General features: G+C 67.9%; 14 protein-coding genes and 1 tRNA gene. 8 read left to right on the top strand and 7 right to left on the bottom strand.

Going from position 1 to position 13,834, the window contains the following annotated elements:
• Positions 1-74 precede the first annotated feature (74 nt).
• Positions 75-149: transfer RNA gene (locus GLS40_RS07070), tRNA-Thr, on the bottom strand.
• 100 nt (positions 150-249) lie between these two features.
• Here GLS40_RS07070 and GLS40_RS17825 point away from each other — a divergent pair.
• From GLS40_RS17825 to GLS40_RS07055, 4 genes are all read left to right on the top strand, one after another.
• Positions 250-429 (top strand): hypothetical protein, encoded by a 180-nt coding sequence (locus GLS40_RS17825; RefSeq protein WP_202076020.1) that lies wholly within the window; start codon positions 250-252, stop codon positions 427-429.
• A 7-nt stretch (positions 430-436) separates the two neighbouring features.
• Positions 437-1,705, top strand: coding sequence for a UDP-N-acetylglucosamine 1-carboxyvinyltransferase (gene murA / locus GLS40_RS07065; RefSeq protein WP_160382041.1), 1,269 nt, complete (start codon positions 437-439; stop codon positions 1,703-1,705).
• Entirely contained in the window at positions 1,702-2,187 is a 486-nt protein-coding gene (locus GLS40_RS07060; RefSeq protein WP_160382040.1) for a DUF2948 family protein, read from the top strand. The genes murA and GLS40_RS07060 overlap by 4 nt, the downstream gene beginning before the upstream one ends.
• A gap of 492 nt (positions 2,188-2,679) precedes the next feature.
• Entirely contained in the window at positions 2,680-4,476 is a 1,797-nt protein-coding gene (locus GLS40_RS07055; RefSeq protein WP_160382039.1) for an ABC transporter transmembrane domain-containing protein, read from the top strand.
• A gap of 340 nt (positions 4,477-4,816) precedes the next feature.
• On the opposite strand, the gene GLS40_RS07050 is transcribed toward GLS40_RS07055, so the two are convergent.
• The gene (locus GLS40_RS07050) at positions 4,817-6,388 is read right to left on the bottom strand and encodes a bifunctional metallophosphatase/5'-nucleotidase (protein WP_160382038.1); all 1,572 of its coding nucleotides are present in this window, start codon (positions 6,386-6,388) and stop codon (positions 4,817-4,819) included.
• 120 nt (positions 6,389-6,508) lie between these two features.
• On the opposite strand from GLS40_RS07050, the gene GLS40_RS07045 reads away from it, so the two are divergent.
• Genes GLS40_RS07045 through arsC form a run of 3 tightly spaced genes read left to right on the top strand, consistent with a single transcriptional unit; the run spans position 6,509 to position 8,243 of the window.
• Positions 6,509-6,847, top strand: a complete 339-nt coding sequence (locus GLS40_RS07045) for a DUF952 domain-containing protein (RefSeq protein ID WP_160382037.1) — start codon at positions 6,509-6,511, stop codon at positions 6,845-6,847.
• Positions 6,847-7,905 (top strand): quinone-dependent dihydroorotate dehydrogenase, encoded by a 1,059-nt coding sequence (locus tag GLS40_RS07040; protein WP_160382255.1) that lies wholly within the window; start codon positions 6,847-6,849, stop codon positions 7,903-7,905. Before GLS40_RS07045 ends, GLS40_RS07040 begins: the two co-directional genes overlap by 1 nt.
• On the top strand, positions 7,896-8,243 hold the full coding sequence (gene arsC / locus GLS40_RS07035; protein ID WP_160382036.1) for an arsenate reductase (glutaredoxin): 348 nt from the start codon (positions 7,896-7,898) through the stop codon (positions 8,241-8,243). The genes GLS40_RS07040 and arsC overlap by 10 nt, the downstream gene beginning before the upstream one ends.
• A gap of 78 nt (positions 8,244-8,321) precedes the next feature.
• On the opposite strand, the gene GLS40_RS07030 is transcribed toward arsC, so the two are convergent.
• The 5 genes from GLS40_RS07030 to GLS40_RS07010 all read right to left on the bottom strand — a co-directional run bounded on the left by GLS40_RS07030 (position 8,322) and on the right by GLS40_RS07010 (position 13,461).
• Positions 8,322-8,831 carry a CarD family transcriptional regulator gene (locus GLS40_RS07030; RefSeq protein ID WP_160382035.1) on the bottom strand — a complete coding sequence of 170 codons (510 nt, stop codon included), beginning with the start codon at positions 8,829-8,831 and terminating at the stop codon, positions 8,322-8,324.
• 307 nt (positions 8,832-9,138) lie between these two features.
• A complete protein-coding gene (gene fdxA, locus GLS40_RS07025) occupies positions 9,139-9,477 on the bottom strand; it encodes a ferredoxin FdxA (RefSeq protein WP_160382034.1) in 339 nt (112 codons plus the stop codon).
• A gap of 52 nt (positions 9,478-9,529) precedes the next feature.
• Positions 9,530-9,922, bottom strand: a complete 393-nt coding sequence (locus tag GLS40_RS07020) for an RNA-binding S4 domain-containing protein (protein WP_328598884.1) — start codon at positions 9,920-9,922, stop codon at positions 9,530-9,532.
• Positions 9,923-9,938: 16 nt separating this feature from the next.
• Positions 9,939-12,899 carry a helicase-related protein gene (locus GLS40_RS07015; RefSeq protein ID WP_160382033.1) on the bottom strand — a complete coding sequence of 987 codons (2,961 nt, stop codon included), beginning with the start codon at positions 12,897-12,899 and terminating at the stop codon, positions 9,939-9,941.
• A gap of 7 nt (positions 12,900-12,906) precedes the next feature.
• Positions 12,907-13,461, bottom strand: coding sequence for a tetratricopeptide repeat protein (locus GLS40_RS07010; protein WP_235905808.1), 555 nt, complete (start codon positions 13,459-13,461; stop codon positions 12,907-12,909).
• A gap of 85 nt (positions 13,462-13,546) precedes the next feature.
• Between GLS40_RS07010 and GLS40_RS07005 the strand changes: the two genes are divergently transcribed.
• Positions 13,547-13,831, top strand: coding sequence for an SCP2 sterol-binding domain-containing protein (locus GLS40_RS07005; protein ID WP_160382031.1), 285 nt, complete (start codon positions 13,547-13,549; stop codon positions 13,829-13,831).
• The last annotated feature ends 3 nt before the right edge of the window (positions 13,832-13,834 follow it).

The following is a 13,834-nucleotide window of genomic DNA, read 5'->3' as shown; positions in this document are numbered from 1 at the left end:
CGGCGCGCCCCCGCATGCCGCGAAAGCGTGGCGGGTTGGGGCGCTGCGGCCCGGAATGATGCGAGGGGATCGGATGGTGCCGCAGGGGAGGATTGAACTCCCGACCTCACCCTTACCAAGGGTGCGCTCTACCACTGAGCTACTGCGGCGCCGGGTGGCCGTTTCGACCGTGGCGGGTGATTAGACGCAATCGACGGTCCGTGCAAGCGCAATCTGGACGCTTTGTCCCCCCCGCAGTAAAGAGGGCGCATGGAGCAGAAACCCCCTCGCAAGACCTCCGCTGGCGGGACCGGATCAAGGGCCGGTTCCCGGGACGATGCGCGCGAAGACCGGCTGAAGGCCGCGCTCAAGGCGAACCTCGCCCGGCGCAAGGCCCAGGCCCGTGCGCGCAGCACTGCAGAGCGGGACACCGACACCAAAAAAGGCTGAGAGGCACATGGACAGCATCCTCGTCACGGGCAACGGCCCGCTCAACGGACAGATTCCGATCGCCGGCGCCAAGAACGCCTGCCTGACGCTCATGCCCGCAACCCTCCTGTCGGAGGAACCGCTGACGCTGACCAACGCGCCGCGCCTGTCGGACATCGCCACGATGACGGCGCTGCTGCAGTCGCTGGGGGCCGAGGTCACCTCGATGCAGCGCGGCAAAGTGCTGGCCATGTCCAGCCACTCGATCAGCAATCACAAGGCCGATTACGACATCGTCCGCAAGATGCGCGCCTCGATCCTGGTGCTGGGCCCGATGCTGGCGCGCGAGGGACATGCCGTGGTCTCGCTGCCCGGCGGCTGCGCCATCGGCGCGCGGCCCGTGGACCTGCACCTGAAGGCCTTCGAGGCCATGGGGGCGGACCTGGACCTGCGCGACGGCTATGTCCACGCGACAGCCAAGGGCGGGCTGAAGGGGGGGATCGTCGATTTCCCCATCGTCTCGGTCGGGGCGACGGAAAACGCGCTGATGGCCGCCACGCTGGCCAAGGGCACAACCGTCATCCGCAACGCGGCGCGCGAGCCCGAGATCGTCGACCTGGCCATCTGCCTGCGCCGCATGGGCGCGCAGATCGAGGGCGAGGGCACAAGCGAGATCACCGTGCAGGGCGTCGACCGCCTGGGCGGAGCGACCCACCCGGTCGTGGCCGACCGGATCGAGCTGGGCACCTACATGCTGGCCCCCGCGATCTGCGGCGGCGAGGTGGAACTGCTGGGCGGCCGGATCGACCTGGTCGGGGCCTTCTGCGAAAAGCTCGACGCCGCCGGGATCGAAGTCACCGAAACCGAGGCAGGTCTGAAGGTCGCCCGCCGCAACGGACGCATCAAGGCGGTGGACGTGGCGACCGAGCCCTTCCCCGGCTTCCCCACCGACCTGCAGGCGCAGATGATGGCGCTGCTGTGCACCGCCGACGGGGTCTCGGTGCTGGAGGAGAAGATCTTCGAGAACCGCTTCATGCATGCCCCGGAACTGCAACGGATGGGCGCCCGGATCGAGGTGCATGGCGGCACGGCAAAGGTCACCGGCGTGGACCGGCTGAAAGGCGCGCCGGTGATGGCGACGGATCTGCGGGCCAGCGTCTCGCTGATCCTTGCCGGGCTGGCGGCCGAGGGCGAGACCGTGGTGAACCGCGTCTACCATCTGGATCGCGGCTACGAGAAGGTGGAACAGAAGCTTTCGGCCGTGGGCGCCCGGATCGAGCGGGTCAGCGGCCAATGACCGGGGACGCACGATTCGAGGACGGGGCCGAGAAGCCGCTGAACCTGCTGGCGCAGGATGGCGAGGACCTGGGCGTGATCTCGGCCCTGGTGCAGGACGCGGTCTTTCCGGCGACCGAGATGCTCTGGCGCCCCGCCGAGCGGCGCTTTGCCCTGCTGCTGAACCGCTTCCGCTGGGAGGACGAGGGCCGCGCGCGCCACGAGGCCGAGCGGGTGCAGTCGGTGCTGGTCTTCTCGGGCGTCCAGAGCGTGGCAAGCCAGGGGATCGACCGCGACGATGCGGATACGGTGCTTTCGGTGCTTTCGGTCGAGTTCCGGCCGGATGCGGAACCGCCCTCGGGCCAGGTGCTGCTGACGCTGGCGGGCGACGGCGCGATCCGGCTGCGGGTCGAGGCGGTCGATGCGGTGCTCAAGGACGTGACCAAGCCCTATATCGCGCCCGCCGGCCGTGCGCCCGAGCACGATATCCCGGACGAGGGCTGAAGGTCCCGCCTTCGGCACGCCCCTGTCAGAGCCCCGGCAAAGGCCCGGGACAGCCGGGAACCCGGGCGAACCGGGGCGACTGGCCGGACGTGCGCCGTCTCCCACGACCCCTCGGACCCGGGTGGTATCTGCCGTCTCCCCTGCTCCGGATGCCCTGTGCCGGTTGCGCCCTCGCAGGGGGCTCTGCCCCCGCCCGCGCTGCGCGCGGCCTCCCCCGGGATATTTCGGGCCAGAGGAAGCCGGGGAACCGGCACCAGGCTTCATCTCGTCCAAAATACTCCCGCCGGAGGCGGACCTGCCCGCGCATGAAGCATCTGGCACGCTCGGGCCATGCGATGCGGGTGAAGACGCCGCAGCCGCGACAGGGATCGGGGGGGGATCGGGCGGGGCGCGCGGGGAGCGGCGCGACGCCTCCACGGGGGCGGCGGGTTGACGCCTTGACCCGTGGCATCGCGGTCGTCATGTAGCGGGCAGCAAAGACGAGGACCAGCCATGGCGCGGCAGCCCACCCCAACCGGAAGCGACGATCGGGCATCGTCCCGCCATGTCGGCGCGCTGGCACGGCTCTGGCCCTTCATGCGGCCCTATCGCGGACAGCTGGCGCTGGCGATCCTGGCGCTGGTGCTCACGGCCTCGGTCTCTCTGGTGCTGCCGCTGGCGGTGCGCCGGGTGGTCGACAACTTCGGCATGGAAGAGGTCGGCCTGCTCGACAAGTACTTCGCCGCGGCGATCTGCATTGCCGCCCTGCTGGCCCTGGGCACCGGGCTGCGCTACGCGCTGGTCACCCGGCTGGGCGAGCGCGTGGTGGCCGACATCCGCATGGCTGTCTTCGGCCGCGTGATCGGGATGAGCCCGGCCTTTTACGAACGCACCATGACCGGCGAGGTGCTGAGCCGGATCACCACCGACACCACGCTGATCCAGTCGGTCATCGGCTCTTCGGTCTCGATCGCCCTGCGCAACGCGCTGATCTTTTCCGGCGGGCTGGTGCTGATGCTCTTTACCTCGGCCAAACTGACCGGGCTGGTGCTGCTGATCGTGCCGCTTGTCGTCGTGCCGATCCTGACCCTGGGCCGCCACCTGCGCAAGCTGAGCCGCGAGAACCAGGACTGGATCGCCGCTTCCTCGGGCAATGCCTCCGAAGCGCTGCTGTCGGTGCAGACCGTGCAGGCCTTCACCCACGAGGCGCTGAGCCGGGCCGCCTTCGACCGCGTGACCGAAGAGAGCTTCAACAGCGCCAAGCGGCGCATCACGACCCGCGCGCTGATGACGGTGATCGTGATCTTCCTCGTCTTCTCGGGCGTCGTCGGCGTTCTGTGGATCGGCGCCCATGACGTGCGCGACGGGGCGATGACCACCGGGGCGCTGGTGCAGTTCGTGATCTTCTCGGTGATGGTCGCCGGCGCCGTGGCCGCGCTGAGCGAGATCTGGGGCGAGCTGCAGCGCGCCGCCGGTGCGACCGAGCGGCTGGTCGAACTGCTCAGCGTCGAGGACGCGGTACAGGATCCGGCCAGCCCTGCCGCTCTGCCCCCGGTGGTGCGCGGCGACATCGCCTTCGAGAACGTGCATTTCCGCTACCCCTCGCGCCCCGCCGTGGCGGCGCTGGACGGGATCGACCTGACCATCCGCGCGGGCGAGACGGTGGCGCTGGTCGGCCCCTCGGGCGCCGGGAAATCGACCATCATCCAGATGATCCTGCGCTTCTACGACCCCGAATCCGGGCGCGTCACCCTGGACGGGATCGACCTGGCCGCGCTGGAGCGGGGCGCGTTCCGCCGCTCGGTTGCGCTGGTCCCGCAGGATCCGGTGATCTTTGCCGCCTCGGCCCGGGACAACATCCGCTTTGGCCGCCCCGACGCGAGCGATGCCGAGGTCGAGGCCGCCGCACAGGCCGCCGCCGCCGACAGCTTCATCGCCGCCCTGCCCGAGGGCTACGACAGCCAGCTGGGCGAACGCGGCGTGATGCTTTCGGGCGGGCAGAAACAGCGCATCGCCATTGCCCGCGCGATCCTGCGCAATGCGCCGGTGCTGCTGCTGGACGAGGCGACCTCGGCCCTGGACGCCGAAAGCGAACGGCTGGTGCAGACCGCCGTGGAACGCGTGGCCGAGGGGCGCACGACGATCATCGTCGCGCACCGCCTGGCCACGGTGAAGAAGGCCGACCGCATCGTGGTGATGGAGAACGGCCGCATCGTGGCCGAGGGCAGCCATGACGCGCTGGTGGCGCAGGACGGGCTTTATGCCCGGCTGGCGCGGCTGCAGTTCACCGACGGGATCGCGGCGGAATAGGCCCCTGGCGCCGTGCCGCGACCGGCAGGATCGCGTCGTCGAACCGGTCCGGGCACTGTCCGCCGCGCTGCGCAATGGGTGTCGCGTTGCAGCGGGCGGCCCTGGCCTGTGAGCAGTTCCCGGAGTGGCTTCCTGCAGTGACGTAGACCAGCCGGCATGGCGGCAACCCTCCTGCCCCGTCCCTGTCCGGCCGCACGGGTGCGGCAGGTCACCCGTCACGGCAAAGCCGCATGGCGCGTCGCGCGCGCCACGAGGTCACCCTCCGTCCGAAACGCGACGAGGGCGCCGCCGGTCCCCGGCGACGCCCCCGCATCTGTCAGCAGCGCGACGGATCAGGCGCTTACTTCTTGGTGATGCGCCCGTCGGTATAGGGCGTGTAGGGGCCCTGTGCCGCGAGGTAGTCCGCCGTCACATCGGCCAGGTCGGGGCCGAAGTCATAGGCGTTCATCGCGTCGGTCGAGAACATCTTGTAGCCGTCCCCGCCGTTGCGGACGTAGTTGTTGGTCACCACGCCATAGGTCTTTTCCGGGTCGAGCGGGACCCAGTCGCCGCCTTCCATCACCATCACGTCCGACACACGCGCGCCCGGCTCGGCCGCGGCGTCGAAGGTGAACTTGAGGCCCGCGACCTGCGGGAAGCGGCCTGCGCCTTCCTCGACCTGGCTGACACCGTTTTCCAGCGCCGCGAGGACGGTGGCACCCTTGGTCTGGAAGGTCGACAGCGTGTTCTGGAAGGGCAGAACGGTCAGGACCTCGCCCATCGTGACCTCGCCCGCGTCGATCGAGGCCCGCAGACCGCCGCCATTGGCGATGGCGATCTCGACGCCCTGATCCTTGACCCGGTCGAGCATGGCATCGGCCACCAGGTTGCCCATCGTGCATTCCTGCGCCCGGCAGGATCCGCGCTCGCCGTCGATCGCCTCGGCGGTTTCGGCGACAACCTTGTTGCGGATCTCTTCCAGCGGTGCGGCGGCTTCCTTGATCCGGTCGACGGTCCCGCTGTCCTCCATCACCGCGGCGTCCATCAGGATCGGCGCGCCGGTGGCCGAGATCACGTTGCCCGCGTCGTCGAATTTCACGTTCAGCTCGCCCAGGTACTTGCCATAGGCATAGGACGAAACGATGGCGGTGGAGCCGACCATCGTGGGATAAGGCCCTTCGGCCCCTTCCATGTCGCCCAGCAGGGTGTTGGTGTGGCCGCCCACGATCACGTCGACGCCGGTGGTGTTCTCGGCCACCATCTTGTCGACATTATAGCCCGAGTGGCTGAGCACGACGATCTTGTTCACGCCCTCGGCGGTCAGCTTGTCGACCTCGCCCTGCACGGCATCCGCCGGCTCGGTGAAGATGACGTTGGGGCCGGGGCTGGCCAGTTCGTCGGTGTCCTGGGGCGTCAGGCCGATCAGGCCGATCTTTTCGCCGCCGACCTCGATCACGGTGGATTTCATCAGCACGTCGGCCAGCAGCGGCTCGCCCGAGACATCGGCATTGGACATCAGGATCGGGAAGTCGATGGCATCCATGAAGCCGCGCAGGACCTCGGGGCCGTCGTCGAATTCATGGTTGCCCACGGTCATCCCGTCATAGCCGAGCTTGTTCATCATCTCGGCGGCGAGCTTGCCCTTGTAATAGGTGTAGAACAGCGTGCCCTGGAACTGGTCGCCGCCATCCACGAGAATGGAGTTGCCGGCGCGCGCGCGGGCATCCTTGATCGCGGTGACCAGGCGCGCGGTGCCGCCAAAGCACTTGCCCTCGCCGTTGTCCTCGGCCGAGCAGCCGCTGTCGTACTTGCTGATCGGCTCGAACCGCGAATGGAAGTCGTTGGTGTGCAGTACCGTCAGGTCGAAGTCGGCCATTGCCGTGCCCGAAGTCAGGGCAAGGACAGCGGCTCCGGAAAGAAGACGCAGAAGCATCGGGAAGGATCCTCGTGTTGGACTTGATGCGGAAATGCTGCCCCGTTACCGGTGCGGAGTCAAAGCACAACTGGACGACAAGCCGCTTGACCCTCGGGCAGGCGCGGGGCAAGTGAGGCCATGCTGATCTACAAGATTTTTCGTGCCGAAGAATGGGCCGCCTTGCAGGCCGACGGAAGCACCTTCGGGGCTCCGGTGGACCTGGCCGACGGCTATGTTCATTTCTCGACCGCCGCCCAGGCCGCCGAGACCGCAGCCAAGCATTTCGCCGGGGCCGAGGGGCTGGTTCTGCTGGCCGTCGAGGCCGACAGCTTGGGCGAGGCGCTGCAATGGGAGCCCTCGCGCGGCGGGGCGCTGTTCCCGCATCTCTACCGCGCGCTGAGCCTGTCCGACGTGCTGTGGTGCCGCGACCTGCCGCTGGTGGACGGGGCGCATGTCTTTCCCGGGGGCATGCTGTGATCCCGTCGCTGGAACAGGCCGGCCTGTCGCTGCTGCGCCGGCTGGATCCCGAAACCGCCCACGGGCTGGCGCTCAAGGGGCTGAAGATGGGGCTGGTGCCCCTGCCCGGCCTCGTCACCTCGCCCCGGTTGCGCTGCACGCTGGCCGGTCTGCATCTGGCCAACCCCGTGGGGGTCGCCGCCGGGTTCGACAAGAATGCCGAGGTGCTGGCCCCGCTCTCCCGCGCCGGGCTGGGCTTCATCGAGGCCGGCGCCGTCACCCCCCGCCCGCAGGAGGGCAATCCCCGGCCGCGCCTCTTCCGCCTGACCGAGGACCGCGCGGTGATCAACCGCTTCGGCTTCAACAACGAGGGCATGGAGGCGGTGCGCGACCGGCTGGCGGAACGGCCCCGGCAGGCCGTCATCGGGCTGAACCTGGGCGCCAACAAGGACAGCGAGGACCGGGGCGCGGATTTCGCAAAGGTGCTGACCTATTGCGCGACCTATATCGACTTTGCCACCGTCAACGTTTCGTCCCCCAACACCGAACGTCTGCGCGACCTGCAGGGCAAGGAGGCGCTGGCGGCGCTGCTGGAACTGGTGACTGCCGCGCGCGACGCGCTGCACAAGCCCCTGCCGCTGTTCCTGAAGATCGCGCCCGACCTGACCGACGGCGAGCTGGCCGATATCGCCGGGCTGGCGGTCGAGATGGGGATCGACGCGATCATCGCGACCAACACCACCCTTTCGCGCGAGGGGCTGACCTCGCCCGACCGTGACCGGCAGGGCGGGCTGTCGGGCGCGCCGCTGTTTGACCGCTCGACCCGCGTGCTGGCGCGGCTGTCGCTGGAAACCGGGGGCAAGGTGCCGTTGATCGGCGTGGGGGGCATCTTCTCGGCCGCGGATGCCTATGCCAAGATCTGCGCCGGGGCCTCGGCGGTGCAGCTCTATTCCGCGATGGTCTACCACGGGCTGTCGCTGGGCGCGCAGATCGCACGCGGGCTGGACCGGCGGCTGGAACGGGACGGGTTCGAGAATGTCTCGCAGGCCGTGGGCTGCCAGCGCGAGGAATGGCTGTGAGCGTCACCATCTGGCACAACCCGCGCTGCACCAAGTCGCGCCAGACGCTGGCCCTGCTGACCGAGCGGGGGATCGCGCCGGTGGTGCGGCTCTACCTGCAGGACCCGCCGACCCGGGCCGAGCTGGAGGCCACGGCCAGGGCGCTGGACCTGCCGCCCTCGGGCTTCATCCGGCGGGGCGAGGCCGAATATCGCGACCTGGGCCTGGCCGGCGCATCGGACGCCGCGCTGCTGGACGCGATGGCCGCCCACCCCAGGCTGATCGAACGGCCCGTGGTGCTGACGGCCAAGGGCGCCCGGCTGGGCCGCCCGCCCGAGGCGGTGCTGGACATCCTCTGACCCGGCCCCGCCCGGACGCACAGAAAAAACCGCGCCCCCAAGGGGACGCGGCCAGAAACGGGGTCGTTCGCCTGTCGCTTATGCGGCGCGCGAGACCAGAACCTCATCCACCTTCTTTGCGGCAAGGATCTCGTCCCCGCCCGAGACGGCGGCGACTTCGCGGGTCAGACGTTCCAGAGCGGCTTCGTAAAGCTGACGCTCGGAATAGCTCTGCTCGCGCTGGTCGTCGCTGCGGTGCAGGTCACGCACCACCTCGGCAATCGCGATCAGGTCGCCCGAGTTGATCTTTTGCTCGTATTCCTGGGCGCGGCGCGACCACATCGCGCGCTTGACCTTGGCCTTGCCTTTCAGCGTGGTCATGGCCTTCGACACCACGTCGGGGGTCGACAGCGAACGCATTCCGATCTCGGTCGCCTTGTGCGTCGGCACGCGCAGGGTCATCTTGTCCTTCTCGAAGGAGATCACGAAGAGTTCCAGCGGGATGCCGGCGATCTCCTGGCTTTCGATGGACACGATCTGACCCACGCCATGCGCGGGATAGACGACGTAATCGTTCGGACGGAATTCGTTCTTTTTCATTTTGGTCATGCAGTCCTTCCTCGTGCGTCCCTACCCATTCCGGACACAAATACCGAGCGCTGACGCATTTTGCGACTTCGCCGGATGAGTGACTGGTTCGGATGTCCGTTTCGCGGTCAGCAGCGTCCGCATACGGGGGAGCAGGCAGTCTTGATCATTTGTACACACCCTTATAGCACAATTCCGGCCTTCGCGGAAGTGCGTCGCGCGTGCTGCGGCTGCAAAGCCTGTAAAACCTGACGCGAACTTACAGCAGCAGTGTCGCGTTTGTATGGTGTTCGGCAATTTCCAGCCGATGGCCGGTGCGAATCGGGCCTCAGCCCCCCTCGCCCGGCGATTCGGAGAAATATTTCTCCAGTTTCCCCGACTCGCCGTCGCGTTCCTCGGCTTCGGGCAGCGGGTCCTTGCGGGTGATGATCACCGGCCAGAGTTCCGAGTACTTGCGGTTGAACTCGACCCACTTTTCCATGTCCGGTTCGGTGTCCGGGCGGATGGCGTCGGCGGGGCATTCGGGCTCGCAGACGCCGCAGTCGATGCATTCGTCCGGGTGGATCACCAGCATGTTCTCGCCCTCGTAGAAGCAGTCCACCGGACAGACTTCCACGCAGTCGGTGTATTTGCAGGCGATGCAATTGTCGTTGACGATATAGGTCATGTACCGGCCCCGGTCGTGTCGTGCTTCGGGCTAGCTAACGCGGGGGTCGCGATCATTCAAGCGCCCGAAGGCGATCAAGGTCGAGTTTCCTGCGGTCTTTCTTCGTGGGACGAGAATTGCCCTCGATCCGGGCAATACCGGGGAGATCCTCCGCCGGCTTTTCGCCCTGGTCGAGGTCGGCGTAAAGCGCCTGTGCCTCGGGCGCGGGGCCCCGGCGGATGCCGACGGCAAGGATGCGCACCACCCGGATGCGGTCGCCCTGGGGAAAGGTCAGCACGTCGCCTGGCACCACCGTATGGGCGGGCTTGGCCGCGCGGGTGCCGTTGATCCTGAGATGCCCCCCGGCCACCAGCGCGGTGGCCAGGCTGCGGGATTTCAGGAAACGGGCGTGCCAGAGCCATTTGTCGACGCGGATTTTTGCCTTGTCGCCAACTGGTTCCGGCACGAAGTTCAGGCCCCCGTCAGGTCTTGTCTCGCAGCCCCATCAGGGCGGCGGCAAAGGGATTGTCGGGGTCGATCCGGTCCTTGTCCTTGCGCGGGGGGCGCGACTCGAAGGATTTGGCACCGCTGTCGCGCTTGCCACCCTCGCCGCGCGGCTTGCCGCCGGGCTTGCCCTTGCCGCCCTGGCGGCCACGCGGGGCCTGACCGCCTTCGGGGCGCTTGCGTCCGCCCTGCTGGGGGCGGCCCGCCGGGCGCTGGCGGGCCCAGGTGAAGGTGTAGAAAACCTCCATCTCGGCCGCCTCGTCGGCGGATGCCTCTTGCGCCGGTGCCCCGGGCGCAGCCTCGGCTTCGGGCACCACCTCGGCCACCGGGGTCTCGGCCGCGGCCACAACCACGGGTTCGGGCGATGCCTCGGGTTCGGGCGTTGCCTCGGGCGCGGGCTGGGCATCGGCCACCGGGGCGGCCTCGGCCTCCGGGGGCGCCATATCAGCGTCGCCCGTCACGGCCGCGGGCTGGGCATCTGCCGCAGCCGCACCATCAGCTTCGCCCGCTTCGGTGTTGGACTCCTTGGCGGTTTCCGCCTCGGGTGCGGGTTTCACCTTGGCCCGTTCGTCCTTTTCGGCGCGGTAGCCCAGGCCCTGCATCAGGTCGGCGAACTGGTCCAGAGTCATGCCGGTGATCGACAGCATGTCGGCCTTGGCCTCGAATCCCTTGCGGCTGTCCTCGACCCGCAGCATGTCGGCCAGGCGTTCCAGCATGTCGATGCGGATCGCCCGCTCGCCCGCCGCGCGGTAGCCAGCCATCGCGTGATAGCCGTCGACCGACCCGGCGGCGACCGGCACGGTCACCAGCCCCGGGGGCGGCGCCTCGGGGAATTCCTGCAGGCCCTTGGACAGCGACCACAGCACCAGCCGCAGGCGCGTCGGCGCGGGTTTCAGGATCAGCGGCATGAAGATGGTGAACTGGCCGAACCGCAGCCCGTGCTTGCGCAGGGCGCCACGGGCCTCCTGGTCCAGCGACTTGACCTCGTCGGCGACCTCGGCCCGGGGCAGGATGCCGAAGGATTCGATCATCCGGAAGGCAAAGCCGCGCGCCATGCCCGACAGCGTCTCGTCGCGCTGCAGGTTCAGCAGCGGCTCGAACAGGGCCGCGATCTTGCGGTCGATGAAATGCTGCAGGCGCCGCTCGACCTTCTGGGCGACCTCGGGTCCGGCCTCGTCATCGACGAAGGCCACGACCTGCGGTTTCAGCGGATCGGATCCGGGGGCCAGGCGGCCCACGGCGTCCGAGCCCCACATCAGCCCGCCCTGTTCGGTAAAGTCGATCTCGGTATCCGGGGCATTGTAGAACCGGTCCGCCCGCAGGTGGAAATGCGGCACCAGTGCCTGGACGCTGGCCTGGTGGATGGTCTTCGCCTCCTGCCCCTGCGCGTCCTTGTCCCGGCGGAATCGGAAGCCTTCGAGACGGCCGACAAATTCGCCCTCGACCGTCACTTCACCCTTGTCGTTCACTTCGGCCAAGAGGGCCTCCTTCTGCTTGAGCCGGCGCAGCAACACGCTGGTGCGCCGGTCCACAAATCTCTGCGTCAGGCGCGCGTGGAGCGCATCCGACAGGCGGTCTTCTACAGCGCGGGTCTCGCCGCGCCAATGGGATTCGTCCTGCGTCCATCCGGAACGCTGAGCGACGTAGGTCCATGTGCGAATATAGGCGAGACGCTTGGAAAGCGCATCAATATCTCCATCGTCCCGGTCGATCCGCCGGATCTGGCGGGCGATCCAGTCATCCGGGATGGCCCCGCCCTCGTGCAGGAAGCCGAAAATCCGCTCCAGCAGGCCCGCGTGCTCGGCATGGCTGATGCCGCGGAAATCGGGCACGCGGCAGACATCCCAGAGCAGTTTGACCGCCGTGGCGGTGCCGGTGCGGGCCTGGACCTCGGCGCTTTCCGACAGCGATTTCAGGGCCATGAGGTCATCCGCCTCGCGCGCCCTGATCAGCAGTTCGTCCTGCGGGCCCTGTTCCAGAGACCCGATCAGCCCGGCAACAGAGCCGAAGTTCAGCGCCGCGTTGCGCCACTGCAACTTGCGGATCGGGGTAAAGCGGTGATCCATGATCGCCTGCGCGACCTCGTCATCCAGCGGCGGAGCTTCGCCGGTCACGCCAAAGCTGCCGTCGGACATGCCGCGCCCGGCCCGGCCGGCGATCTGGGCCAGTTCGTTCGGCGCCAGATTGCGCATGCGCCGCCCGTCGAACTTGGACAGCGAGGAAAACGCCACGTGGTTGATGTCGAGGTTCAGCCCCATGCCGATGGCATCGGTCGCCACCAGGTAATCCACATCGCCGTTCTGGTAGAGCGCCACCTGCGCGTTGCGAGTCCGCGGCGACAACGCCCCCATCACCACCGCCGCGCCGCCCTTCTGGCGGCGGATCAGCTCGGCCACGGCATATACATTCTCGACAGAAAAGCCCACGATGGCGCTGCGTGCGGGCATCCGGCTTATCTTTTTCGAACCTGCGTAGCTGAGATGCGACATCCGCTCGCGCCGCATGAACTGCACCCCGGGCACCAGCGCCGCGATCGTCTGGCGCATGGTGTCCGAACCCAGGAACAGGGTTTCGTGGGTGCCGCGCGCGCGCAGCAGACGGTCGGTAAAGACATGGCCCCGCTCGGGATCGGCGCAGAGCTGGATCTCGTCTATGGCCAGGAAATCCGGCCCCATCCCCTCGGGCATCGCCTCGACGGTGCAGACCCAGTACTGGGTGCGCGGCGGAACGATGCGTTCCTCGCCGGTGACCAGCGCCACCACCGAGGGGCCGCGGATCGCGACGATCCGGTCATAGACCTCGCGCGCCAGCAGCCGCAGCGGCAGCCCGATCACGCCGGTCCGATAGCCGAGCATCCGCTCGATCGCGTAGTGGGTCTTGCCGGTATTTGTGGGGCCAAGGACCGCGGTGATCCCTGCCCGCGAGGCCAGCGAGGTCATGCCGCTTTCAGATTTCCGTTCCGTTCACGCGGATTTCCAGACGCTCCAGCCCTTCGCGCGCTTCGGCGTGGTTGGGATAGATATCGAGGATCCGCTGGTAGAGCGCATAGGCCTGCTGCGGCTTGTCCAGCGTTTCAAAGACGACGGCCAGGCCGTACATGGCGGCAAAATGCTCAGGGTTCAGGGCAAGCGTCTGTTCCAGGTCGTGCAGCGCCAGGCCGTATTCCTCGGCCCGGAAGAACGCCTGCGCGCGGCTGTGCCAGCCCTCGGCGAAATCCGGCGCATGATCGGTCAGCGCCGAAAGGTGGCCGATGGCGATGTCGATATTGCCTGCCTCCATCGCGTCGCGGCCCCGTTTGAGCAGCAGATCCATCGTCGGAGAGCCCGAGCGCGACCATTCCATGCGGATTTGCCGGTCGAGGCGTTTTGCATCGACTGGATCGGCCGTACGAAGCTGTTCTAATAGGGAGGGTTCCGATTCGGCCACATCCTGCGCAGGCAGGGGTCCGCTCAGCGCCAGACTGGCGGCCAGTGCCGCAACGACATATTTGAGATTGATCATAGACGCGCCCATAACATTTCGAGTGTAGCGTGCAGCGAGACACATGTAAGCCCCGCAAGGGGCAATTTCAGGAAGGATGGCGTGAATGAGCGAAGATTTGAACGCGGCGGCTGCGGCCCTGAACGAGAAACTGGACGGATTCGACGGAATCGCCAAGTTCGTGGTCGAAGGCGAAGGCGCGATCATGGTCGATTCCGACGGCGCCCGCGTCGCCGACGAAGAGGCCGACGTGACCCTGACCGCCGACCGCGACACCTTCATGGCGCTGCTGTCGGGCGATCTGGACCCGACATCGGCCTTCATGACCGGCAAGCTGTCGGTGGACGGCGACATGGGCAAGGCCATGGCGCTCGGCTCGGCGCTGGCCTGACCC

Origin of the sequence: Pseudooceanicola pacificus, assembly GCF_009789075.1 — a bacterium.
Taxonomy (GTDB): Bacteria; Pseudomonadota; Alphaproteobacteria; order Rhodobacterales; family Rhodobacteraceae; genus Pseudooceanicola; species Pseudooceanicola pacificus.
This window is presented reverse-complemented; position numbering and strand designations above follow the sequence as displayed.